Source organism: Jeotgalibacillus aurantiacus, assembly GCF_020595125.1.
Classification (GTDB): Bacteria; Bacillota; Bacilli; order Bacillales; family Jeotgalibacillaceae; genus Jeotgalibacillus; species Jeotgalibacillus aurantiacus.
In genome coordinates, this window is the sequence record NZ_JACNMS010000002.1 from 409,824 (window position 1) to 434,829 (window position 25,006).

Here is a 25,006-nt window from a genome sequence, read left to right on the forward strand (position 1 = left end):
CTAGTTTGGTTCAATTCAAGTGGGAAAGCAGGGTGAGCGCATTTGACCTGGGAGGTTTTAAGCATTATCGGTACGGTGGCATTTGCCGTATCAGGCGCTATTATTGCAATGGAAGAGGAATATGATATTTTAGGGGTTTATATATTGGGGATTGTGACGGCATTTGGCGGAGGAGCCATCCGGAACCTGCTGATCGGCGTGCCAGTATCAGCTCTCTGGGAACAGGGAATGTTTTTTCAGGTCGCACTGCTGTCCATCACCGCCGTTTTTTTATTTCCTCACAACTTACTCAAGCACTGGCGCAAATGGGGAAATTTCTTCGACGCCATGGGGCTTGCAGCCTTCGCGATACAGGGTGCACTGTACGCCGCCAACATGGGACACCCGATGAGCGCTGTCATTGTTGCCGCCGTGTTGACTGGAAGCGGAGGAGGGATCATCAGAGATCTTCTCGCAGGACGCAAACCGCTTGTACTCAGATCAGAAATTTATGCCGCCTGGGCGATTCTTGCCGGAGCAGCGGTAGGATTCGGCATCGCATCAGAGCCATGGCAGCTGTATTGCCTGTTCGTCCTCACTACCGGCCTGCGCGTTCTTTCTTATATATATAAATGGAGACTACCATTCAAGAGTCTTCAGACCGGGAACAGCACCGGATAACTTTATATAACCGTTGTTGGGAATCCCCCGCTACTAATAGTAAGGTTAACAACCTTTACATGCTTGATTCATGATTGTTTATCACTGAAATTTATAAAGAACAAAAAGCTGCGAGATTCGCAGCTTTTTTACATAAATGGATGGAAACGCTCCATTTCTTTTCCGTTTTGTCTGTCAAAGTCAGCCGTTCCGGATGTAACATCCGCCTCTGTCAGCATGATCAGGTCCGTTTTACTGAAGGCACTGCCCTTCATCAGCCTCAGCGCCTGTGCTCTTGTCACAGCTTCCACCAGGTTTCTGATAAACCTTCCATTGTCTGATACAGCTTCCTGTATATGAAGGTATCGGCTGAACCGTTCCCTCGCTCCCTGACTCAGCCTGTAATCCTTTTTCGAAAAGATCATCTCGGCTATTTTCATGAGTTCATCTTTTTTATAGTCTGAAAACTGGATGACGTGAGAGAATCGGCTTTTTAAGCCTGAATTTAATTTCAGAAACGAAGACATTTCTTTCTCGTAGCCCGCTAAGATGAGAATAAACGGATGACTCTGATCTTCCATATGTTTGACAAGGGTATCAACCGCTTCCCTTCCAAAGTCTTTTTCACCGCCTCGCCCGAGAGAGTAGGCCTCATCAATAAAAAGAATGCCGCCTTCTGCTTTTTTGATTAAATCTCTTGTTTTAACGGCTGTATGACCGATATATTCACCTACAAGATCTGCTCTTTCCACCTCGATAAGATGCCCTTTTTCAATCAGATTCAGTTTTTTAAAAAGCGCTGCAATCAGTCTTGCAGCGGTCGTTTTACCGGTACCGGGATTTCCGTAAAAGAGCATATGGAGAGACTGCGTCTCAAAGGCAAGACCTTTCTCCAATCGTTTTTCATTGATGATATGACGGGCAATAATGGCTTTTAGCATACTCTTTACCTGATCAAGTCCGATCATATCTTTAAATGTATCATCGACCATTTCAAAGTTTCCGGATGACTCCTGATCAGGAATTAATTCCTCTCTTTGTCCGATGATAAACTTTACCTGCTGCACTTGCCGGGTCATATTGCCACCCCATTTATTCATGATAAATCAGTATATGAGTAAAACAAAAGTTCATGAGATCAACTTTATCCAATAAAAAAAGCGTTCCGCAACGGGAACACTTTTTTTACTCCTGCTCTGTTTGTATCTTAACGTTTTTTGAAGGAACAAATGTTGATATTGCGTGCTTATAAACAAGCTGCTGCTTTCCTTCCGATTCAAGCAACACAGTAAAGTTATCAAATGCTTTGATCTGCCCTCTAATCTGAAAGCCATTTAATAAAAATACGGTTACAAATGTACTTTCTTTTCGTAACTGGTTCAGCATCTGATCCTGAATATTTACGGCTTGTTTCATCTATACGCCTCCTTAAAATGACTGCTCTCTACAAAAATTCTACATTTAAGTGTAATTTCCTGCTAAAGATTGCACGATTTCCTCAATCTTTTTTTCCCTGTCATTTGTAACGTCAAACCACTCCATGTTCATTTTATTGCGGAACCAGGTCATTTGACGCTTGGCGTACCTTCTTGAGTTTTGCTTAATCGCAGCTACTGCTTCATCCAGGGTGACCATTCCATCAAAATAATCATACATTTCTTTATAGCCGATCGCCTGAATGGACTGAACATTTCTAATACCCTGGTCGTACAAACTTCTGACCTCAGCTTCAAGTCCCTGTTCCATCATTTTATCAACACGCAAGTCAATTCTCTTGTACAGGATGTCCCGCTCCATTGTCAACCCGATGAGACGGTGCTGATAAAGCGGTGCGATTTCCTGCCTGTTCATTCTTGCATCGCTAGTGATCCCTGTCGTCATGTAGGCTTCAAGTGCTCTTATGACCCTGCGTGTATTATTCGGATGAATGGAGGAGGCAGCATGCGGATCGGATTGCTGCAGCTTGTCGAAAAGGTAGTCCCGCCCATGCTCGAGCAGCTCAAGTTCAAGCCGTGAACGAATTTCTTCGTTTTTACCTTCATCAGAAAACTGGTAATCAAACAAAACCGACTGAATGTACAGTCCCGTTCCACCTGTCAGAACAGGTACGGACCCTCTGCTCTGAATCTCTTCTATTTTCCCCCGGACTTCCTGCTGATATTCTGCAGCAGAAAACGGTTCATGCGGCTCGCGAATATCAAACAAGTGATGCGGAACACCACTCATTTCAGATTTGGTTATTTTTGCGGTGCCAATATCCAGACCTTTGTAGACCTGCATCGCATCTCCATTAATCACTTCACCATCAACCGCTTTTGACACCCTGATGCTCAGATCTGTTTTTCCGACAGCAGTTGGTCCTGCGATTACAATTACGTCTTTTTTCATCCACCTAACCCCTGACTAACGATTCCATTGATTAATTCTTTTTAACATATCACTGATGACTTCTTTTCTGTTCAGTTCATTCAGCATTTCGTGCCTTCCGTCTTCATACAGCAGGACTTCGACAGAACGGACTCCTGCCTTTTGGTAGGAAGCTGCCGTTTTATAAATGCCCTTCGTGAAATTCCCGACAGGATCCTTCGTCCCACTGACTAAAAGGATGGGAATATGTGCAGGCACTTTCGACACTTCATTCTTTTGACTGATCATCTGCATTCCTTTAAAAAGAACTTTATAAAAACGATTTGTGCAGACAAATCCACATTCAGGATCATCCATGTATAAACTGACTGACTGCTCATCCCTTGAAAGCCAGTCAAACGGCGTTTTCGGGTTGTCAAATGCCTTATTATACCCACCAAATGACAGATGATCCAGCAATTCCGCCTTGTCATCAGGCTTATAGGCAGAGATAACAGAAGCAAGTGCGATCGCAGCAGGACCGGTAAGTCCAAGTGGTCCACTTGTCCCCGAGAGCACCACACCTTTTAATCCGGTAGCGTTCAGCTGGAGCATTCTTCTTGTAATAAATGAACCCATGCTGTGCCCGATCATAAAAAGAGGACCTTCAACTTCTCTTAAAAGCGATTCTCTCAATTCCACACAATCAAGCGCAAGGCGGTCAAACGTCATACCATCATCAAAGTCACCATGCCGGCCATTGGCTGCGGCCGTTTTTCCATGGCCGCGGTTATCGTGCCCGAACACATGATATCCTTCTTTGTTCAGCGCTTCAGCAAATTCCTGATAACGACCAATATGCTCTGCCATCCCATGACAGAGCTGTATTGATCCTTTTATTTTTGTTGCATTTGATTCCCATAATACGGTGTGGAGCCTGTATCCGTCACTGACTTCTGTAAACCAGGTTTTCAAACGAATCTCCCCTTTAAGCGTTGAAAGATCAGCTTACCGGAATCACAGCGTCGTGGATTTCATTTTCCAGTTCTTCCTGATAAGCACGATACGTTTCTTCATCCCAGTTTAACAGTTTTTTCATCAGTTTCAAAACGGCTTCTTTTTCACGCTGGACAGAATTGATATCAAAGAACAGTCTGCCGGTTCTGCGGATAAAGAAGTCAACCGGTTTAACCGTCATTTCTTCCTGTATTGCATACACAACCTCCGCGTATAATACAGGGTTCATCGGCGCTTCAAGATCCATCCCTTTAGCAGCGTGAGCAAGGGTAAACAGTTTATCTGCGTTTGATCCGTAAAATGCTGCAAGCTTTTTACCTTCCGTTTCCGTTAATCCGAATTGTACAGCTTCTCTTCCTTTTTGTTCAATGAACGTTTTGAAGTTGGCTGAGCCTCCAAAATCAGCTCCGGACAGCGTAAGCTTTACGGTTTTACAGCTGTCAAAGGACTGCTTGGTTTCCTCTTTTAGCCGCTTGGCAGCAAGATCTACAACGTGTTCAGCCATTTTGCGGTAGCCTGTCAGCTTTCCGCCTGCAATGGTGATAATGCCGCTGTCGTGTTCCCAGATTTCATCCTTACGGGAAATTTCAGAAGGGTCTTTTCCTTCTTCAAATATAAGCGGACGAACACCTGCCCAGCTTGATTCCACTTCTTTTTCCGTTACTTTTACATCAGGGAACATATATCGGATGGAGTCAAGAATATACTGACGATCCTCTTCCGTCATTTTCGGGTTTGCCGTATCTTTTTCAGTGCCGTAAAACGTATCTGTTGTTCCTACATATGCTTTACCGTCACGCGGAATCGCAAACATCATCCGCCCGTCCGGCGTATCAAAATAAAGCGCCTGCTTCAACGGGAATACAGACTGATCAATGACAAGGTGTACCCCTTTTGTCAGCTGAAGCTGCTTATTATTTTTAGAATAATCCTTATTACGAACCTGATCTACCCACGGTCCCGCAGCGTTGATCACTTTTCGCCCTAAAATGGTGTATGATTCGCCCGAGATCTGATCGACTGCTTCGATGCCGGACACTTTCTTCTTATCGTAAGTAAAGCGGTCAGCTTTCACGTAGTTGATGAAGTCCGCTCCTTTTTCCACTGCCTTTTTAATAATTTCAAGCGTCAGGCGCGCATCATCCGTACGGTACTCTACATAGTAACCTGCACCTTTTAAACCATCTTTTTTGACAAGAGGCTCACGCTTCGTTGCTTCAGATACACTCAGCATCTTTCTTCTTTCCTGACGTTTAACTCCAGCCAGATAGTCATACACTCTTAAGCCGACAGACGTTGAGAACTTACCGAACGTTCCGCCCTTGTGAATCGGAAGCATCATCCATTCAGGTGTTGTCACGTGTGGTGCATTTTCATAGACGATCGCACGTTCCTTCCCGACTTCAGCCACCATTTTCACTTCGAACTGCTTCAGATATCGCAGACCGCCGTGGACAAGTTTTGTTGAACGGCTTGAAGTACCTCCAGCAAAATCCTGCATTTCAACAACCGCAACCTTCATGCCTCTTGTTACGGCATCAAGAGCGATCCCCGCTCCGGTGATCCCTCCACCAATCACAACAAGATCATATATTTCACTTGACATCTGCTTTAATTTTTCATTCCGGTTTACACTTGAAAAACTCATGATAAATCCTCCTTATTTTGGTAATGAAAGAAAAAGAGGCCGAATTCATCTATGAATAAACTCATAATGAATCCAGGCCTCTCTGCTCTCTACCTAATTATTAACTTGTCTATACTATAACATAGTAAAGACTTATTTGAAAGCCTGAGCTGCCTTTACTGCTTTTTGCCATCCTTTATAAAGTTCAGCACTCTGATCTTCTTTCATCTCAGGGTCAAAGTCTTTATCCACTTTCCACATATTCGCAATTTCTTCCCTGCTGTCCCAGAATCCTACAGCAAGACCTGCAAGATAAGCTGCTCCAAGCGCAGTCGTTTCACTGATCACCGGACGTTCAACCGGGACATTTAACAGGTCACTCTGGAACTGCATCAGGAAGTTATTTTGCACGGCACCACCATCAACACGGAGCTTTTTAAGTTCAATACCTGAATCTTTTTCCATCGCATCAAGGACATCTTTCGTCTGATAAGCAAGACTTTCAAGTACGGCACGGACAAAGTGCTCTTTAGATGTTCCGCGTGTAAGGCCGAATACTGCTCCTCTTACATCACTATCCCAGTATGGTGTACCAAGACCAACGAAAGCAGGCACAACATATACACCATCTGTTGAGTCTACGCGTGAAGCATAATCTTCACTAACTGCTGCAGTTTTAAGCATTCTTAATCCGTCACGAAGCCACTGAATGGCACTTCCTGCTACAAAAATACTGCCTTCTAGAGCATATTCAACTTTTCCGTCAATTCCCCATGCAAGCGTTGTAAGTAATCCACTGTCTGATTTAACAGCCTTTTCCCCGGTATTCATCAGCATAAAGCAGCCGGTTCCATATGTGTTTTTCGCCATTCCTTCTTTATAACAGGCCTGTCCGAATAGTGCTGCCTGCTGGTCTCCTGCAGCGCCTGCAATCGGAATCTCCTTACCGAAAAAGTGATGTGATACGGTTTTACCGTAAATTTCAGAGGAGGGTTTCACTTCAGGAAGCATCGATTCAGGAACCGTTAAATGCTCAAGAAGCTCTTTATCCCACTTCAGATCGTAAATGTTATACATAAGCGTTCTTGAAGCATTGGAATAATCCGTAACGTGCGCTTCCCCGCCTGTCAGTTTCCAGATCAGCCATGTGTCGATTGTACCGAATAAAAGCTTACCTGCCTCTGCTTTTTCTCTTGCACCATCTACATTGTCAAGGATCCACTTTACTTTTGTTCCGGAGAAATAAGCATCGATCAGCAGCCCGGTTTTTTCTCTGAATAAATCATTCAGGCCTTTTTCCTTTAATTCATTACAAATATCCGCTGTTTGTCTTGATTGCCAGACAATCGCATTGTAAACAGGCATCCCTGTCTCCTTATCCCAGACCACGGCTGTTTCACGCTGGTTAGTAATACCGATCCCTGCAATCTGATCCGGTTTGACGCCTGATTCAGAAAGAACAGACGCAATAACAGAAAGAATGGAGCCCCAGATTTCATTTGCATTATGCTCCACCCAACCCGGCTTAGGAAAAATCTGCTCAAATTCTTTTTGTGCAATCTTAACAATTTCACCTTTTGTATTAAAGAGAATGGCTCTTGAACTTGTTGTCCCCTGATCTAATGATAAAATGTACTTCTCCATTTTTCATTCCTCCTTATGCTGCTAAATGTTTTTGTTTACTTGTATTTTTTTTATCTATTGAATAAGCTCCTAACAGACAGACTACGATGGCTGCCAGAACTACCCAAAATAGCACATCATACTCTCCTGCAAAAATATAGCGGTAGAAAAGCCCTCCAAAGGATCCTCCAAGAACCGGACCTAAAATTGGAATCCAGCTGTATCCCCAGTTAGAAGTACCCTTTCCGCTGATTGGTAAAACAAAATGAGCAATTCTTGGTCCCAAATCACGCGCAGGGTTGATTGCATATCCGGTCGTACCTCCTAGAGAAAGCCCGATCGCCACAATCAGCATTCCGACGATAAAAGGATTTAATCCTTCTGTAAATTCATTCGCCCCAATAAACAAAATGCCTACCACTAAAATAAAAGTTCCGATAATTTCACTCATTAGATTTGAAAAATAATGAGGAATAGCCGGTCCGGTTGAAAATACACCAAGCTTTGCCCCCTGATCAGGTGTAACCTTCCAGTGCGGAAGGAAATGAAGCCATACAAGAGTCGCTCCAATGAAAGCGCCTACAATCTGCGCCGCAACATAACCAGGGACCTTCACCCATTCGAAATCGTTATTAAAGGCAAGACCCAGTGTAACTGCCGGATTTAAATGCGCTCCACTGAACTGACCTACAGCATAGACCGCCATAGCAACCCCGAGACCCCATCCCAACGCAATCACAATCCATCCCGCACCTTCTGCCAGGGATTTTTTGAGACTGACGTTTGCAACAACTCCGCCACCGAAAAGAATCAGAATCGCGGTTCCAATGACTTCAGCAACATATTCATTCATTCTGAACACCTCCATAATTTTTTCCGTAAAATACAAAGAGACCCACAGACTTGTACCTAAAGGTGTATCGTCTGTGAGTCTCTTCGTCTCTTCACGGTTTATTAACTTGAGGCTATTCTATCAGTCTCTGAAAACGCTGTCAACTTATTTCCCGAAATGTTCCCAAAGTATTTTTGAGGATGTTGTAATGGCGCTCGCACCGGCATTAAGCGCTTCCTCTACTTCTTCAGGTCGGTCGATCAGTCCCCCTGCAATAATCTGTTTTCCGGTTTCTTCTTTCATTCTGGTTATCATTTTAGGCACAACGCCCGGAAGAAGTTCAATGAAATCAGGATCTGATTGCCGGATCTGGTCCACACTTCTTCTATAAGCACTTGAATCAATCACAAAGGTCCGCTGAATCGCTTTTATGTTGAGCTCCCTCGCCCGTTTAATCACGTTTCTTCTGGTGGAAATGATGCCATATGGCTTAATAGACTGACACACGTATTCAGCAGCGTATTCATCATTCGAAAGACCTTGAATCAGATCCATATGAAGAAACATTTTTTTATCTTTTGACCTTGCATAGTCAAATACACTTTTAATCATTCCTACATGCATATCCAAAAAGACCCCAAATTCGTAGGAATGCTTCAGCATTTTATCGAAGTCCTTCATTGTATGCACTGCAGGAAGGATTTTCTGATCCTCTAATTCCATAATAGTCCTCCATTCCTTTAACAAGGCTACACTTCACATCAGTAAAAAACCAGCCTGAACAGATGTTTCCATTCTGATCAGGCCGGCGGTATTATTCATCTTCTGCCAAGGCATGGCGAATAGAATCTCTAAGCTGCTCTTGCATGTTCCGCAGGTCAAAGCCCGGGACTGTAATGATTCGCCCGTCCACATTTGCTGAAAGAATAAAATAATCTCTATGCTCAGCCAGGTCTACTTTGAATTCTCTGCCTTCTGCTGTCATGACGGGTTGAAAATGAGCGATACTTTCAGCGTTTTTATTCATAGATGTCCTCCTGTAATGTTTCACCCCATCAGCTCAGTTGCATGTATAGTTCACACGTTCCCTGACCATAAAAAGTTAAACACTTTGGCAACAACTATTTACATTACTCTCTTAAACATTTTTTCCATTTCATAAATCGAAAATTGAATGATTACCGGACGACCATGAGGACAGGTAAACGGATCATAACAGCCTCCAAGTTCATTCACAAGGTGATCCATATCTGATTTTTGAAGATAATGGTTGGCTTTAATTGATTTTTTACAGCTCATCATAATAGCCGCCTCTTCTCTCAATTTGCCTATATTTATCTTTTTCATCGTTAACATCTGCTCTATCATCTCTTCTACCGTCTCCTTCTCTTCCCCTTTTGGAAACCAGACTGGGTAAGACCGTACGATAAATCCAGATGTCCCGAAATCCTCCAGAAATACACCTACCTGTTCAAGCAAACGTCTGTTTTCGCTGATCCTGATAAAATCATCTGTTGAATAATCCAGCGTCAGTGGAACAAGTAAATCCTGCGTTTCCCTCGCAGGTGCAGCAAGCTTGTCACGGTAGTACTCATACTTAATCCTCTCCTGTGCAGCATGCTGGTCAATCAGATATATACCATCTGATCCCTGACAAATGATATAAGTGCCATGAGCCTGACCAATTACGCTGAGATCAGGCATCCGCCTAGCCTGCACAGGTTCATCGTCATATTCATCAACCTGTTCCTCATGATGCTGAATATGATGTTGCGTCGTTGTTTTATCAATTAACTGCTCAGCATCCTCACGAAAATCAGCCTGTTTCTCCATCACCTGCTTAGGGAGAAAAACATCTTCATCCTCTTTTGGTTTAGCGCTCTCTGAAAATGGCTTTTTAAACGATTCGTCCCAGTTGAACGAAATTTGTTCAGAAGGTTTCTGAACCGCCCGGGACTCTTTTACTCCACTCGGGATCAGTGTCTCCTTATGAAATAAAGCCTTTATTGTTTCTGAAATAAGCGAGGTTAATTCTTTTTCTTTACTAAAACGTACTTCCTGCTTAGAAGGATGCACATTAACATCCACCAGAATCGGGTCCATTTCGATCGAGAGAAGGACAACAGGAAATCTGCCGATTGGCAGCAGCGTATGATACCCTTCCGTAATGGCTCTTGTTATAGCGTAATTTTTAATATACCTGCCATTTACAAGAACAGAGAGGTAATTTCTTGATGCGCGTGTCACTTCCGGCAACCCGGCATACCCTGTTATAGTAAAGTCAAGCGACTCTCCTTTAAAAGGCAGCATTTTTTTGACAGTCTGAAAGCCGTAAATGGCAGCAAGCACCTGCCTTACATCACCTTGTCCATTCGTATGAAGAAGTGTTTTGCCGTTATGGCGGAGCCTGAAGGATATTTCAGGATGTGAAAGGGCGATCCGGTTGACGATATCTGTCACGTTACCGAGTTCTGTATTGACCGTTTTCATATATTTCAGCCGGGCTGGTGTGTTATAGAAAAGGTCCGTTACTTCAATGTCAGTTCCTTTCCTTGCAGGAGCTGCAGTCCTGCTGATGCACTTCCCGCCGTGAAATTCAGCCCTCGATCCGGCATCCCCGGTTGACGTTGTAATCATTACTTTTGAGACTGAGGCGATACTCGGTAAGGCCTCTCCTCTGAATCCGAGCGTTTTAATTCGAAAAAGATCATGTTCATTTTTGATTTTGCTTGTGGCGTGTCTGGAGAAGGCGGTTAAGAGATCATCCTCCAAAATTCCGCTCCCGTTATCAGTGATCTTAATACTTGCCAGGCCGGCTTCTTCGAGATCAATCTCGATAATATTTGCACCTGCATCCACTGCGTTTTCAGTCAGCTCTTTCACAACCGAGGCGGGTCTTTCCACCACTTCCCCGGCTGCGATTTTATTGGCAAGCAATTCATCCAGCTGAATAATATATCCCATCTTCTCACACCTTTTTTAAATATCTTTTGACAGTTTATATAACCTGTACAACTCATTCATCGCTTCCATCGGTGTCAGCTCAAGTACATTTAAGGCCTGAAGCTCTTTAACCAGCTTTCCATCAGGCTGTTTAGACTTTTTCACTGTTTTTTCAGGAATATCAAATAATGACAGCTGCCCCTCTTCATTTACCACTTCATTCGCAGCGTGCTGTTTGGCTGCACCGGATTCAAATTGTGCAAGCAGTTCATTAGCCCGTGTGATCAGCGGTTCCGGAAGTTCCGCAAGCTCTGCTACATGGATTCCGTAACTTTTATCTGCGGGCCCTTCTTTAATTTTATGAAGAAAGACAACTGTTCCATTTTGCTCTACAGCTGAAACGTGAACATTAAACAGTTTTTCAAGCTCATCAGATAGTGTAACCAGTTCGTGATAGTGCGTTGAAAAAAGCGTTTTTGCACCAATCTCATGATGCACATACTCAATAATGGATTGCGCAAGGGACATTCCGTCATAAGTTGACGTTCCACGCCCGATTTCATCGAATAAAATCAGACTGTTATCAGTTGCATAATCTAGGGCATGTTTCGCTTCAAGCATCTCTACCATGAAGGTACTCTGTCCGGATACGAGATCATCCGCCGCACCAATCCTTGTAAAAATACGGTCAAAAATCGGCAGCTCCACTTCATCAGCCGGAACAAAACAGCCGATCTGAGCCAAGATGGATATGAGAGCCGTCTGCCTCATATACGTACTTTTACCAGACATATTAGGACCGGTGATCAGAAGCATGGAGCGATTTGAATCCAGCACACAATCATTCGGCACATACTGAACCGCATCCATTACCTTTTCTACGACAGGATGACGCCCGTTTTTAATCGACAGGCTACCGGAGTCGCTGAAGACCGGTTTTACATAATGTCTTTTTTCACTCACATGGGCAAAACACTGCATAACATCGACCATACTGATCTGAGCGGCAATTTTTTGAATACGCGGAATTTCGTTTTTTACTTTTTCTCTTAACACCTGAAACAATTCCTGTTCGAGTTCAATAGACCGGTCGTCCGCCTCTAAAATAAGAACTTCTTTTTCCTTCAGCTCAGGTGTAATAAAACGTTCAGCATTTGCAAGCGTCTGCCTGCGTTCGTACCGGTCATCCTTTAAGTGAATGAGGTTTGCTTTTGTTACCTCGATATAATAGCCAAAAATCCGGTTATAGCCGATTTTAAGTGAGCGGATTCCTGTTCTCTCCCGCTCCTGCTGTTCAAGCTCTGCGATCCACTTTTTCCCGTTGCGGCTGGCGTACCGGTACTGATCGAGCTTTTCATTAAATCCGTCTTTTATAAAATTACCTTCTTTGATCGCGAGCGGCGGCTGATCAATGATGGCCTCCTCTAATTGAACGGCAATATCAGGACATTCATCCATTTCATCTGACAGCTGAGTCAATTCAGCCGTTTCTGTATCCTTCAGATGCTGCTTAATAGCAGGTATTTGCTGAAGTGATTTTTTCAGCTGTACGAGATCTCTCGGGTTCACTGAACCAAAGGCTACCCGTCCAGCCAGGCGTTCAAGGTCATACACCTGTTTCAGTGACTCTCTTAACGCTTCCCGCTCAAAATAATGATTTTTCAATTGTTCTACAATTCTCAGACGTTCTTCAATTGCTTGTCTGTTAATTAAAGGCCTGTCCACCCACCGCTTCAACTGTCTGGCACCCATCGCCGTCACGGTTTCATCAAGCAGCCAGACGAGAGATCCTTTCCTCGAGCCGTTACGAATATTTTCAGTCAGCTCCAGATTTCTTTTAGAGTTTGGATCAATTCTTAAAAATGCATCAACTTCGTATGGTTCTGTCCTTTGCAGGTGATCCAGCGAACGCTTTTGCGTTTCAGCCGTATAATGCATGAGAAGTCTTGCTGAAAACTGCATGTCTGCATTCGGAAGATCATCCAGAAGTTCCGAATAATAATTTCTGATTAAATCAGTGTGGATGAGCGTTACCGAGATGACACCACGGTCTTTTAACTTTTTCGAAACCGCTTCACCACACTGTTCGAGAATAACGGCTTCTTTTACTTTCAGCATAGCCAATTCATGAATCATTTCCTCTTCATTGGCGACAACCGCTGCCTTTGATTCCCCAGTGGAAAGATCAAGATGTGCAATACTGTATCGTCCATCATGGAGCAGGGCGGCCGCTGCCAGATAGTGATTTTCTTTTTCATTCAGACTCTTGGCATCCATGACCGTACCAGGTGTAATCATCTGGACGATCTCACGCTTTACTACCCCTTTAGCCTGTTTAGGGTCTTCAGTCTGTTCACAAATCGCCACTTTAAAGCCTTTTTCAATCAGTTTTTCTATGTAACCTGAAGCAGAGTGATAAGGAACACCACACATCGGTATTTTTTCCTCGACACCCCCATCACGTGCAGTTAGTGTAATTTCAAGTTCTCTTGCTGCGGCCAGCGCGTCGTCAAAAAACATTTCATAAAAATCGCCCAGTCTGAAAAACAGAAAGGCATCCGGCACTTCCGCTTTTATTTTTAAGTATTGCTGAATCATCGGTGTATATTTTTTAATCAATCGTATTCTCCCCGTTCATCTTAAAAATTACTCTGTCTAGTATAACAGAAAAGAATGAAGGAAATCATGCAGCCGCTACCGTCCAAACAGTATAATTAAAGGGGACAAATAGCTTTTTTAAAACCTGCGGAATCGCACTCCCGTAAACTGCCGGTAGCCGTTAAAGAGTTTTTTCCACATCAAAAAAACCGGACTCAGTCCGGTCAGTCTCTTGCATATTTATTGTCAAACACGTGCGTATTGATCTCTTCAAGCTCATCGTCCAGGTCTCCCCAGTCATCTTCAAGCCCGTCTTTATGAAATACGACACATACTTTTGTTTCACCTACACACTCGGCAAGCGTCTCTCTTTCTACCTGAACCACGATGTGATGGGAATCCTCAGGAATACTAGCCTCTATGCAATTTGGCTGCTGTATAACCCGGGCAAAAATTTCCGAATCATTGTGATAATCATCATCCCTGTATTTGAGTTTGATGACATCATTATATGAAACGTTCTCCAAAAGCACTGAGGTTTTTGTGTTGTGATGATGTGAGTACCAGAGATTCACATCAAAAGACCCTGAAACCTCAACCGTCTTCCCGGATTTCTTCGCTGCATATTTGTGGTTGATAATCCAGCACCCTAAAATACTTGATGGTTTATGAGGCGGGTTGATCGTATGGTTGGACTGTACATATTTTCTCCCTTTAGCCACAACAGACTTCGTAATAATTTCACGATATTCGGTCATACATGCGGCCTCCTTTCATTTCTCCATATCCTATGCATATCGCCTACAGGATGTTCCGAAAAGACGAAAACAAAAATAACAACGTTGTAATTTTTGTTTTATTAAGATTAGCCTCACAATGACAACAGCAGTCGTTTTAGTTATAATAATAACAACGTTGTAAAAGAGGTGTTAACAATGGCTGTAACCATTAAAGATATCGCTAATAAGGCAGGCGTCAGTTTTTCCACTGTTTCCAAAGCACTGAATGACAGTCCTCTTGTAAAAGAGCCGACAAAAGCCAGGATTCTTGCCCTTGCTAAGGAAATGGGATACGAAGCAAATCTCGCTGCTAAAAACCTGGTTTCCGGTAAGTCCGGCATCATCGGTATTTATTGTTCACAAATCACCAATCCATTTTATGCGGATTTAATCAGGTACATTACCTCTTATTTTGAAGAAGACGGCCTCACAACAGCCGTTTCATCCGGTACTGTTAAGCAGGCGAAAAAGCTGTTTTCAAGACTCTCCACTGAAGCTGTCCTTGTATTTGATACCGATTTTGATGAAACTTGGGGTGAACACACTGTGTATGCGTTTGACTCACACTATCACGATCGCATCAGCTCTCTCTTTGATTTCAAATCAGAAGGAATAAAAAAAGCCGTTGAGTTCCTGATCCAAACCGGACACAAGAATATTCTTTGTTTAGCTAAACGTGATCAAAAAATGACGTTACCAACAGATAACAACGTTGTTAAAAAAGTTTTACTTGAAGAGGAATCTTCTGAAGAAGCTTATTCAGAAGCAATCAGCATGTTTAACAGCACAGCAATCGATGCCGTTGTCTGTTCTTCCTATGAGGTTTGCAGCGGCGTATTTTTCGCATGTAAATCCGCGGGAATTTCAGTTCCTGAAGATGTTTCCATCATCCATTACCATTTCAAGGGAGCGCAGTCAGAACCCCTCCCTTTCACTTGGATTGGAGTAGATAATAAAAAGATATCGCTGGCCCTCGTTAATCATCTATTGATCGAGGCCGGTTATCCAAAAAGAAAAGAATCTATATCGGCTGAACCAACCATCCAGAACCTGACGACACTGTCTCCGAAATAACAACGTTGTTATTTAGTGATAACCTGAAAAGCAAGCTTAGACTTCACTCAGATCCGGCGTGAAATGACCTCATGGGTGAATCATTTACAACATAAAATCTCCGGTCTAAAATAAGACCGGAGATTTTATGTTATTTATTTATTTTTTCGTAGGCTTCTTTATCCAGGTGGGCTTCTGTCTGCCCGAGAATGTCAACTGCTTCACGTCTGTTTTGTTCTTCAACATAAAATTCGAGTATATAATCGAATCTTTCTGAGGAACCTTTCGTGCTGATTGCATCACCGTCAGTGATGACCCCTGCGTTAGGTGAAGAGCTAGACGTAAAGTTTAATGCAGGAAGTACAAACGGATTTGTATTGCCATCAGGAATTAAATCCACTCTCGCATCCCTGATCGGACATTTTTGAAGCTTTGCCAGCGCCGTTTCAGCATCGCTTTCATTTCTAAAGTATGCTTGAATATGATGTTCCATCCTATCACTCTCCTCTGTTGTTATTCATGATACCCTTTACCAAATATACTAAACGTTTACAATGAGCATCAAAAAACCTGCACCTTACATATAAGGTACAGGTTTTTGATTAAGCCTGCGTCATCAATTCTTCTCTTTCTTCTTTTGTAAACGCCCGCGATCTTGACAGGAACCGTTTACCCTCAACACCCTCAAGTGAAAACATGCCGCCTCTTCCATCCACGACATCAATGATGATCTGGGTGTGCTTCCAGTAGTCATACTGTTTTTTATTCATGTAAAACGGACTGCCGTCAATTTTGCCGAGCTCTATATCCTGATTGCCGATTAAAAGATCCCCTTCCGGATAACACATTGGTGAACTTCCGTCACAGCAGCCGCCAGATTGATGGAACATAATCGGACCGTGCTTTTCCTTCAGAAGTTTGATCAGCTTAACAGCTTCGTCTGTTGCGGTCACACGCTCAACCAATTTCTTCACCACCTTTATTTTATCGGTTTAGAAGAATCCAAGCTTTGTAGGACTGTAGCTTACGAGCAGGTTTTTCGTCTGCTGGTAATGGTTCAGCATCATCTTGTGGTTTTCCCGGCCAATTCCGGACATTTTGTATCCTCCGAATGCTGCATGGGCCGGATACTGATGATAACAGTTTGTCCAAACACGTCCAGCCTGGATGTTTCGTCCAAATCGATAGGCTGTATTAATATTTCTCGTCCAGATACCTGCACCTAATCCGTATAGAGTATCATTGGCGATTTCAAGCGCTTCTTCATCTGTTTTAAATGTGGTAACAGATAAAACCGGTCCGAAAATTTCCTCCTGGAAAATTCTCATATCATTTGTTCCTTTAAAGATCGTTGGCTGAATGTAATAACCTTCAGCAAAATCACCCTCTTTTTTATTCAGCGAGCCACCCGTTAGAACTTCTGCCCCTTCCTCTTTCCCGATCTGAAGGTAAGATTGAATCTTCTCCATCTGCTCAGTGGATGCCTGTGCGCCCATCATCGTGGCTGGGTCCAGTGGATTTCCGGTATTGATTTCCTTTACTCTTTTCAATACCCGATCCATAAATGCATCATAAATGTCTTCATGAATCAGTGCACGTGAAGGACATGTACAAACCTCACCCTGATTAAGCGCGAACATTAATAGCCCTTCCACTGCTTTGTCAACGAAATCATCGTCCTGATCCATAATATCCTTAAAGAAAATATTTGGAGACTTACCTCCAAGTTCAAGTGTAACCGGAATCAGGTTTTGAGAGGCATACTGCATAATCAGACGGCCTGTCGTTGTTTCACCGGTGAATGCGATTTTAGCGATACGGTCACTTGAAGCAAGCGGTTTACCGGCTTCAAGTCCAAAACCATTCACAATATTAACAACGCCCTTTGGCAGCAGATCTTCAATGAGTTCCATCAGGACAAGAATGGAGGATGGCGTCTGTTCTGCCGGTTTCAGTACGACACAGTTTCCTGCAGCAAGTGCAGGAGCAAGCTTCCACACTGCCATTAAAAGCGGGAAGTTCCAAGGAATAATCTGACCAACAACCCCAAGCGGCTCATGAAAATGATAAGCCACGGTATCCTGATCAATTTCTCCAGCTGAGCCTTCCTGTGCACGGATCACGCCTGCAAAATAACGGAAGTGATCAATTGCCAGCGGCAGGTCGGCATTTAATGTTTCACGGACCGCTTTACCGTTTTCCCACGTTTCTGCTACGGCAAGCATTTCAAGATTTTCTTCCATTCTATCAGCAATTTTATTTAAAATAACAGACCGCTCCGTAACGGACGTTTTGCCCCAGGCATCCTTGGCAGCATGAGCAGCATCAAGTGCCTTTTCAATATCTTCTTCCGTTGAACGTGCGACCTGACAGAATGTTTTACCATTAACCGGTGAAGGATTATCAAAATACTGTCCCTTAACCGGAGCCACCCACTCACCGCCTATGTAGTTATCGTAACGCTCCTTGAAATGAACTTTAGCACCTTCAGTATTAGGATTAGCATATGTCATGATCTTTTCCCCCTGTTTATTGGTCTGATGGTTAACTAAACTAATCCTCCCTCCTTATGTAATCGCTTTCATTTTTCTGTTTTAAATAAAACTCCTGTAGAGTCTTTTTCATTTTACCTAAAATTTCGGATCATTGTCAATTTTCCGAATAATAATCAGAAGTAAATTCAAATTAGATAAATTGCTCCTTTCACATATAGAGATTTTTGTTTAAAAGAAGGTTGAATTTTCATTACAAACGTCAATTTTCGTTAATTGAAATTAACGTCACTCTTTATAGTGATAATGAAAGGGTATTGATGTGGAGGGTTATCACACTAAAAGTGCCAGGTCATTTCGTAGACTTCTGCGGCAGAGGAGCGACTGGTGAGACAGCGTAATGCGGAGCAAAAGCTTGGCTCACCGCGCGGCCTTAGAAAAGCGGAGGCGACTCGTTCAGCCCCGACAAGCATAAGGCGAAGATGAAAAGAGGGCTGAACTTCGCCCTCGTTCATCTTTGACTTATGAACTCGAGGGGCTAGTCGCCGCAGCTAGACATCGAGAAAAGCGGAGGCGACTCGTCCAGCCCCGACAAGCATAAGGCGAAGATGAAAAGAGGGCTGATCTTCGCCCTCGTTCATCTTTGACTTATGACCTCGAGGGGCTAGTCGCCGCAGCTGGACATCGAGAAAAGCGGAGGCGGGCGTTTAGGGACGTAAAAACTGGACTGGCCCCGACGGAGATAAAGGAAACACAGCGAACGAAGTGAGCTGATGTTGACTTATCGGACGAGGGGACGGGAAGTTTGCTAGTCCCTGCCCTCCGGAGCTAGACAAAGAAAAGCGAAGGAATGAACTGGCACGATTTAGAAATTCAACAATCTGAAAAAAGCTCTTCCGTATCGGAAGAGCTTTTTGATCATGAACAGCTATTGTAAGGGCTGTTTTTAACCTGTGCCCCTGTTTCACCTTTTAGAATATCTCCGCCGGTCTGACGGATAATTTCATCCGTTACCGTGTTGGAAACTGTATTCGCTACGATTTGCAGAAGTGCATTCACTTCAGTTTGTGACTGCTTAAACTCCTGTACGATCGGAATTTCATCGATTTCTTTTTCAACTTTTTCGATTTTTGCCTCGATCATTTTCAGTGCTTCATGCTTGCCGTAATGCTGAAAATTAACAGCCTGTTTCTGAAGACTTCTCAGACTGGCAATTTTTTCGCGGATTTTCTGGTTTTCCTGAATCTGTGCCTCAGCACGCTTAAAGAAATCCACTTCTTCTGTCTCCGTAATCATCTGAGCCAGCTCTTTTGCACGCTCAATAATATCTTTTTTCGTATATTTTTTCTCCATTATCCATTCACCTCTGCCGGTTCTTTAGCTTCCACGAGCTCGCCATTCAGGCTCCACGTTTTGGCTTCCGTTATTTTAACCATGACACGTTGACCAATTACTGATTTCGGTGCTTTAAAGTTCACCAGCTTGCTCGTTCTTGTATAACCGGATAGTACTTCAGGGTTTTTTCTGCTCTCCCCTTCAACAAGTACTTCCATCGTCTGTCCTTCAAGCTTCTTCATGGCTTCAAGCGACATTTCATTGACAAGATTATTCAGACGCTGTAAACGTTCTTTTTTGACTTCCATCGGCACGTTATCTTTCATCTTAGCAGCCGGCGTTCCTTCACGCGGTGAGTATATATACGTAAAGGCTGTCTCAAATCCGACTTCACGGTATAGAGATAACGTTTCTTCAAACTGCTCTTCTGTTTCATTCGGGAACCCTACAATGATATCTGTTGTCAGGACAGCATTCGGAATCGCTTTTTTAATCTTGTCAACAAGTGTTAAAAACTGCTCCCGGCTGTATTTTCTCGCCATCAGCTTCAGAATTTCTGATGAACCGTGCTGAACAGGCAGATGAATATGTTCCACAAGATTTCCGCCTTTTGAGAGTACCTCGATCAGGTAATCATCAAAATCACGCGGATGACTCGTCGTAAAACGGATTCTCGGTATATCAATTTTACGCAGCTCATCCATCAGCTGTCCGAGTCCGTAATCCATCCCTTCCAGATCCTTGCCGTAAGCATTTACGTTCTGACCTAACAGGGTAATTTCCTGATAACCCTGGGCTGCCAGATGGCGAACCTCCTGGATAATATCCTCAGGATGCCTGCTGCGCTCCTTACCACGTGTGTATGGCACGATACAATACGTACAGAATTTATCACAGCCGTACATAATATTAACCCAGCCTTTGATGGCGCCTTTACGGACCTTAGGAAGGTTTTCAATGACATCACCTTCTTTTGACCATACTTCAACGACCATTTCCTTGCTCAGGTAAGCCTCATTTAAAATGTTTGGCAATCGGTGAATATTGTGCGTTCCAAATATCATATCAATGTGTTGATGCGTCTTCAGAATCTTATTAACCACAGATTCCTCCTGTGACATACATCCACAAACACCAATCAGAAGATCCGGCTTTTCAAGCTTCAGCGGTTTCAGGTGTCCGATTTCACCAAACACTTTATTTTCCGCATTTTCACGTATTGCACATGTGTTCAGTAAAATCACGTCTGCATCTTCTGTTGTATCGGTCGGTTCATAGCCCAGTTGAAGAAAGATCCCTGCCATCACTTCTGTGTCATGCTCGTTCATCTGACATCCGTAAGTTCTGATGTAAAACTTTCTTCCTTTCCCCATTCCTTCAAAAGCAGGATCGATGGAGAAGTCTTTATGATAATTTACGTCTTCCTTACCTCTCTTTTTGGCATCTTTCAGGGAAGGAGGACTGTAAACGGTCTGAAAATATTTACTGTAGTCTTTTTCCTGCTTCTTGCTGTTCGATGTCTGAACCGCGTCTTGTGCTGCCAGGCGCTGTTCTTCATTCATCTGACATTCCCCTTTCTTTAATCGATCAGAGCTGATCCGTTCTGATCATGCTTATGGCACATTCTTTTAGTATAAATGGTTATGACCATTGTTACAACATTCTCAAGCCTACTGTCGTGAAATTGCCTTAACTTACAGAAAAGGGTCAAACGCACAGGTAAAAGGCTGCCTCTGTCCGGCAGCCTCCTGTTTTACATAAATTCTTTCACAAGTTTGTTGAAATCATCTTCGTCCATCCCTAAATCCTGTTTGCTTAACGGTTCTTCATGATATCCGTCAATCATTTCCTGATAGGATGGCTGCTCTTTATCCTGATAGATGAGTCCGGTCACAAGACCGTCATGTTTCATCAGCGTCTGCATCGCAGCTTCCTTATTATGAGGATCATACGCCTCAATGTCTGAAAGCTTCGTCAGATTTTCCTTGAACCAGTCATACGTATTTACCTTGTTATACGTTACACACGGACTGAATACATTGATCAGCGAAAAACCTTTATGGTTCAATCCCTGTTCAATAAGGCTCGTTAACTCTTTCAGGTCCGTTGAGAACCCTTGTGCTACAAAGGTTGCACCGGATGTCAGCGCCATTTCCATCGGGTTCAGCGAAGGTTCAATGGATCCCTTAGGCGTGGATTTCGTCTTGAATCCCGCAGATGATCTTGGCGATGTCTGGCCTTTTGTCAGTCCGTAGATCTGATTGTCCATGACAATATACGTAATATCAAGGTTACGTCTGATCGCGTGAATCGTATGACCAAGACCAATGGCGAAACCATCGCCGTCACCACCGGATGCAATAACGGTTAAGTCACGGTTAGCCATTTTCACACCTTGCGCAAGTGGCAGGGCACGTCCGTGAATACTGTGGAATCCGTATGAGTTAATATATCCTGAGATTCTTCCTGAACAGCCGATTCCAGAGATGACCGCCAGATTTTCCGGTGTCAGCCCTGCATTCGCTGAAGCACGCTGAATGGCAGCCTGTACAGAAAAATCACCGCAGCCGGGACACCAGTTAGGTTTTACGTTGTTGCGAAAGTCCTTAAATGTGACCATTTAGACCAGCTCCTTGCTTAAAAGTTCCAGTTCATTTGGCAGGAATGGATTCCCGTCATATTTCTTCAGGCTTTTGATTTTGTGAGCCATTCCGACGTTCATTTTAATAATGGAGGCCAGCTGACCCGTCGCATTGTGCTCTACGACAATGACCTTTTTAGCTTTCTCGGCAAGCGGAGCAAACTCTTCTGCCGGAAACGGATGAAGCAGCCTGATGTGAGCATGATTCACCTTGATACCGCCTGCTTCAAGTTTGGCTGCGGCTTCCTCGATTGCCCCCCTTGTGGAGTTGAATCCGACGAATAAAATGTCAGCATCGTCGTGTTTGGCACCATCTTGATCGACTGCTTTATGAAGCGTGACAGATTCAAGCTTTTTCATCCGCTTATCCATTTGGACCTGACGGTTAAACGAAGATTCCGACGGCTTTCCTGATTCATCATGTTCCACACCCGTTACATGATGGATACCGTTTTTCATACCTGGCAGTACCCTTTTGGAAACGCCGTCCTCTGTTACTTCATAGCGTTTGAAATATTGCTTCGGCTCAAGCTCTTCCAGCGAAGCCTCTGACTCTACCAGCTTCCCTCTGTTAATCTTTACTTTTTCATAGTTGAGCGGTTCTACTGTCTGTTTCCCGAGTGATAGCTGTAGATCTGATAATAGAATAACCGGACACTGGAACTGCTCGGCAAGGTTAAACGCATCAATCGTGTCATAAAACGCTTCCTCTGCTGTACTTGGCGCTATCACAATTTTAGGAATTTCACCGTGTGTTCCGTAAATCATCTGCATCAGATCTGACTGCTCCTGCTTCGTTGGCAGGCCTGTTGATGGTCCCCCGCGCTGAGTATCCACGATGACAAGCGGCTGTTCTGTCATACCTGATAAACCAATGGATTCCATCATTAAAGAAAGACCCGGTCCCGCAGAGGCTGTTAATGAACGCACTCCGGCGTAATTTGCGCCGATCGCCATGGTTGCTGCAGCGATCTCATCCTCAGTCTGAATCACCGCTCCCCCAAGGGCAGGAAGCTTTTTGATCAGATACTCCATAATTTCAGATGCCGGTGTAATGGGATAGGCGGCCATAAAACGGGCGCCACCTGCAATGGCACCAAGAGCGATTGCATCGTTCCCGATCATAAACATACGCTGTTTGCCATCTGCTTCTTCAAGAGCAAGACTGCCGCTCTTTTCACCAAGCAATTCTTTTGCAGCTTTAAAGCCCTCTTCAATCGCCTCCATATTTTTCTGGACAACTACTTCACCTTTACGGCCGAAGATCTCCTGCACAACATCTCTGAACACATCGAGCGGCAGATCCATAATGGCACAGGTCGATCCGATCGCCACCATGTTTTTCATCAGTGAGGTGCCAAGCCCAGATGCAATTTCCGTAAATGGAACGATAATCAGTTCCGCTTTTGAATCGTCCGGGTTTACCGGTTTAAACTTTGCATCAGCTACAATGATGCCTGAATTATGTAACTCATGATAATTAACATCAATCGTTTCCTGATCAAATGCAACAAGTATATCCAAAGAATCCTCAACAGCACGAACCTGTGTCGTACTTACTCGGATTTTATTATTTGTATGTCCACCTTTAATACGGGAAGAAAAGTGTCTGTATCCGTAAAGGAAATAACCAAGGCGGTTCATCGCCATGGAAAAGATTTCACCGGTACTCTCAATTCCTTCTCCCTGTTGTCCTCCAACTTTCCAGGAAAGCTGTTTCATCATCCTTACCCTCTCCTTCAATAACGCCCTTTTACATCATTGTTCATTTTATCACGTTTACCATTGATCAACATCCTTTTACAATCTGATTTGTCAAATTCAGTCCTAAGAATGATTTTAAGTTTACATAATTATATTATAGTTAATTTTATTTTCTTGCATAAAAAGAGGTGCTTACAGTGTAAGCACCTGAATACTTCTAAATTATCTCGGTTCCACAATCAGCTTAATGGCGGTTCTTTCTTCGCCTTCTATCTGAATATCCGTAAAAGCCGGTATGCAGATTAAATCAATGCCGGATGGAGCCACAAATCCACGGGATATGGCCACTGCTTTTACAGCCTGATTTAAAGCGCCAGCTCCAATTGCCTGTACTTCAACCGTGCCTCTCTCCCGCAACACACCCGCAAGAGCCCCGGCAACCGAGTTAGGATTCGATCGCGAAGATACCTTTAATACATTCACCTGCTTACCCCCTTCTCTCCCACACTGATCCATCACTTTGCTGTCATTTCACTATATTCGCAGGAAGTGAGCTTTATGCGGAGGGGCAGCAATTAAACTTCGAAGGGATGGTCCTCATTAATTAAAATCCGGTCAATTGATTTGGCCATACCGGATTTACGATCCAGTTCGATCACACAGGCACTCAAGATTTTACGTCCATCCTTTGGTACTTCAAATCTCGCAGGTAAAGCCGTGGTAAAACGTTTCAGGACTGCTTCTTTTTCCATCCCCAAAATCGCATCGTAAGGACCCGTCATCCCAACATCCGATAAATAAGCCGTACCCTTTGGAAGGATTCTGTTATCTGAAGTTTGTACGTGTGTATGAGTACCGACAACCGCGGATGCCTTGCCATCAAGATACCAACCTGCCGCCTGTTTCTCACTCGTTGCTTCAGCATGAAAATCCACAAAGACAAATGGCGTCTGTCGTCTCGCTTCATCTATTGTCTGCTTTAAAAGCGGAAAAGGATCATCCACAGGGTTCATAAACGTTCTTCCCAGTGCATTAACCACTGCTACTTCCGCGCTTCCAGCCTGTATAAAGCGGATCCCTTTACCGGGAGTCGCTTTCGGATAGTTAATCGGTCTTACAAGCTGATTTGCCTGGTCAATAAAATTAAACAGATCCCGATTGTCCCACGTATGGTTTCCCATCGTGATAACATCCGCACCCGCAGATAACAGCTGATCATAGATTTTCTTTGTAATTCCTCTGCCGGAGGCTGCATTTTCACCATTGACAATTACAAGGTCCGGCTGGTGTTTTTGCTTCAGCTGCGGCAGAAACTCATCGATCATTTCTCTGCCTGGTGAACCTACAACGTCTCCAATAAATAATATCCTCATCATT

23 protein-coding genes are annotated in these 25,006 nt (G+C 43.7%); 2 read left to right on the forward strand and 21 right to left on the reverse strand.

The window, feature by feature from the left end; all coding sequences use genetic code 11:
• The first annotated feature begins 42 nt into the window (after positions 1–42).
• On the forward strand, positions 43–660 hold the full coding sequence (locus H7968_RS06880) for a trimeric intracellular cation channel family protein (protein WP_227395457.1): 618 nt from the start codon (positions 43–45) through the stop codon (positions 658–660).
• 128 nt (positions 661–788) lie between these two features.
• Here H7968_RS06880 and H7968_RS06885 read toward each other — a convergent pair whose 3' ends face one another.
• The 12 genes from H7968_RS06885 to cotE form a co-directional block, all read right to left on the reverse strand.
• Positions 789–1,718 carry an AAA family ATPase gene (locus tag H7968_RS06885; protein WP_227395458.1) on the reverse strand — a complete coding sequence of 310 codons (930 nt, stop codon included), beginning with the start codon at positions 1,716–1,718 and terminating at the stop codon, positions 789–791.
• A gap of 106 nt (positions 1,719–1,824) precedes the next feature.
• Positions 1,825–2,055 (reverse strand): RNA chaperone Hfq, encoded by a 231-nt coding sequence (gene hfq / locus H7968_RS06890; RefSeq protein ID WP_134371654.1) that lies wholly within the window; start codon positions 2,053–2,055, stop codon positions 1,825–1,827.
• A gap of 45 nt (positions 2,056–2,100) precedes the next feature.
• On the reverse strand, positions 2,101–3,027 hold the full coding sequence (gene miaA, locus H7968_RS06895) for a tRNA (adenosine(37)-N6)-dimethylallyltransferase MiaA (protein WP_227395459.1): 927 nt from the start codon (positions 3,025–3,027) through the stop codon (positions 2,101–2,103).
• Positions 3,028–3,042: 15 nt separating this feature from the next.
• A complete protein-coding gene (locus H7968_RS06900; RefSeq protein WP_227395460.1) occupies positions 3,043–3,960 on the reverse strand; it encodes an alpha/beta hydrolase in 918 nt (305 codons plus the stop codon).
• A gap of 28 nt (positions 3,961–3,988) precedes the next feature.
• Positions 3,989–5,650, reverse strand: coding sequence for a glycerol-3-phosphate dehydrogenase/oxidase (locus H7968_RS06905; protein WP_227395461.1), 1,662 nt, complete (start codon positions 5,648–5,650; stop codon positions 3,989–3,991).
• 132 nt (positions 5,651–5,782) lie between these two features.
• Positions 5,783–7,273 (reverse strand): glycerol kinase GlpK, encoded by a 1,491-nt coding sequence (glpK, locus tag H7968_RS06910; protein WP_227395462.1) that lies wholly within the window; start codon positions 7,271–7,273, stop codon positions 5,783–5,785.
• Between the two features lie 13 nt (positions 7,274–7,286).
• On the reverse strand, positions 7,287–8,105 hold the full coding sequence (locus H7968_RS06915; protein ID WP_227395463.1) for an MIP/aquaporin family protein: 819 nt from the start codon (positions 8,103–8,105) through the stop codon (positions 7,287–7,289).
• Positions 8,106–8,249: 144 nt separating this feature from the next.
• A complete protein-coding gene (locus H7968_RS06920; RefSeq protein ID WP_227395464.1) occupies positions 8,250–8,807 on the reverse strand; it encodes a glycerol-3-phosphate responsive antiterminator in 558 nt (185 codons plus the stop codon).
• A gap of 91 nt (positions 8,808–8,898) precedes the next feature.
• Positions 8,899–9,111 (reverse strand): hypothetical protein, encoded by a 213-nt coding sequence (locus tag H7968_RS06925; RefSeq protein WP_227395465.1) that lies wholly within the window; start codon positions 9,109–9,111, stop codon positions 8,899–8,901.
• Between the two features lie 98 nt (positions 9,112–9,209).
• Positions 9,210–11,048 (reverse strand): DNA mismatch repair endonuclease MutL, encoded by a 1,839-nt coding sequence (gene mutL, locus H7968_RS06930; protein ID WP_227395466.1) that lies wholly within the window; start codon positions 11,046–11,048, stop codon positions 9,210–9,212.
• A 15-nt stretch (positions 11,049–11,063) separates the two neighbouring features.
• Positions 11,064–13,625, reverse strand: coding sequence for a DNA mismatch repair protein MutS (gene mutS / locus H7968_RS06935; RefSeq protein WP_264476677.1), 2,562 nt, complete (start codon positions 13,623–13,625; stop codon positions 11,064–11,066).
• Positions 13,626–13,849: 224 nt separating this feature from the next.
• Positions 13,850–14,383, reverse strand: a complete 534-nt coding sequence (cotE, locus tag H7968_RS06940; protein ID WP_227395467.1) for an outer spore coat protein CotE — start codon at positions 14,381–14,383, stop codon at positions 13,850–13,852.
• 177 nt (positions 14,384–14,560) lie between these two features.
• Here cotE and H7968_RS06945 point away from each other — a divergent pair, with 177 nt between their 5' ends.
• A complete protein-coding gene (locus tag H7968_RS06945; RefSeq protein ID WP_227395468.1) occupies positions 14,561–15,478 on the forward strand; it encodes a LacI family DNA-binding transcriptional regulator in 918 nt (305 codons plus the stop codon).
• Positions 15,479–15,608: 130 nt separating this feature from the next.
• On the opposite strand, the gene H7968_RS06950 is transcribed toward H7968_RS06945, so the two are convergent.
• The 9 genes from H7968_RS06950 to H7968_RS06990 all read right to left on the reverse strand — a co-directional run bounded on the left by H7968_RS06950 (position 15,609) and on the right by H7968_RS06990 (position 25,002).
• Positions 15,609–15,950 (reverse strand): hypothetical protein, encoded by a 342-nt coding sequence (locus H7968_RS06950; RefSeq protein ID WP_227395469.1) that lies wholly within the window; start codon positions 15,948–15,950, stop codon positions 15,609–15,611.
• 109 nt (positions 15,951–16,059) lie between these two features.
• Positions 16,060–16,422 carry a DUF779 domain-containing protein gene (locus tag H7968_RS06955; RefSeq protein WP_227395470.1) on the reverse strand — a complete coding sequence of 121 codons (363 nt, stop codon included), beginning with the start codon at positions 16,420–16,422 and terminating at the stop codon, positions 16,060–16,062.
• A gap of 27 nt (positions 16,423–16,449) precedes the next feature.
• The gene (adh, locus tag H7968_RS06960; protein WP_227395471.1) at positions 16,450–17,970 is read right to left on the reverse strand and encodes an aldehyde dehydrogenase; all 1,521 of its coding nucleotides are present in this window, start codon (positions 17,968–17,970) and stop codon (positions 16,450–16,452) included.
• Positions 17,971–18,867: 897 nt separating this feature from the next.
• Positions 18,868–19,302, reverse strand: coding sequence for a RicAFT regulatory complex protein RicA family protein (locus H7968_RS06965; RefSeq protein ID WP_134371686.1), 435 nt, complete (start codon positions 19,300–19,302; stop codon positions 18,868–18,870).
• Positions 19,302–20,846, reverse strand: coding sequence for a tRNA (N6-isopentenyl adenosine(37)-C2)-methylthiotransferase MiaB (gene miaB / locus H7968_RS06970; RefSeq protein ID WP_227395472.1), 1,545 nt, complete (start codon positions 20,844–20,846; stop codon positions 19,302–19,304). Before miaB ends, H7968_RS06965 begins: the two co-directional genes overlap by 1 nt.
• Before the next feature lie 191 nt (positions 20,847–21,037).
• Positions 21,038–21,904 carry a 2-oxoacid:ferredoxin oxidoreductase subunit beta gene (locus H7968_RS06975; RefSeq protein WP_134371690.1) on the reverse strand — a complete coding sequence of 289 codons (867 nt, stop codon included), beginning with the start codon at positions 21,902–21,904 and terminating at the stop codon, positions 21,038–21,040.
• Positions 21,905–23,650 (reverse strand): 2-oxoacid:acceptor oxidoreductase subunit alpha, encoded by a 1,746-nt coding sequence (locus tag H7968_RS06980; RefSeq protein ID WP_319799483.1) that lies wholly within the window; start codon positions 23,648–23,650, stop codon positions 21,905–21,907.
• A gap of 201 nt (positions 23,651–23,851) precedes the next feature.
• Positions 23,852–24,112 carry a stage V sporulation protein S gene (locus H7968_RS06985; protein WP_134371694.1) on the reverse strand — a complete coding sequence of 87 codons (261 nt, stop codon included), beginning with the start codon at positions 24,110–24,112 and terminating at the stop codon, positions 23,852–23,854.
• 92 nt (positions 24,113–24,204) lie between these two features.
• Entirely contained in the window at positions 24,205–25,002 is a 798-nt protein-coding gene (locus H7968_RS06990; RefSeq protein ID WP_227395473.1) for a TIGR00282 family metallophosphoesterase, read from the reverse strand.
• Between the last annotated feature and the right edge of the window lie 4 nt (positions 25,003–25,006).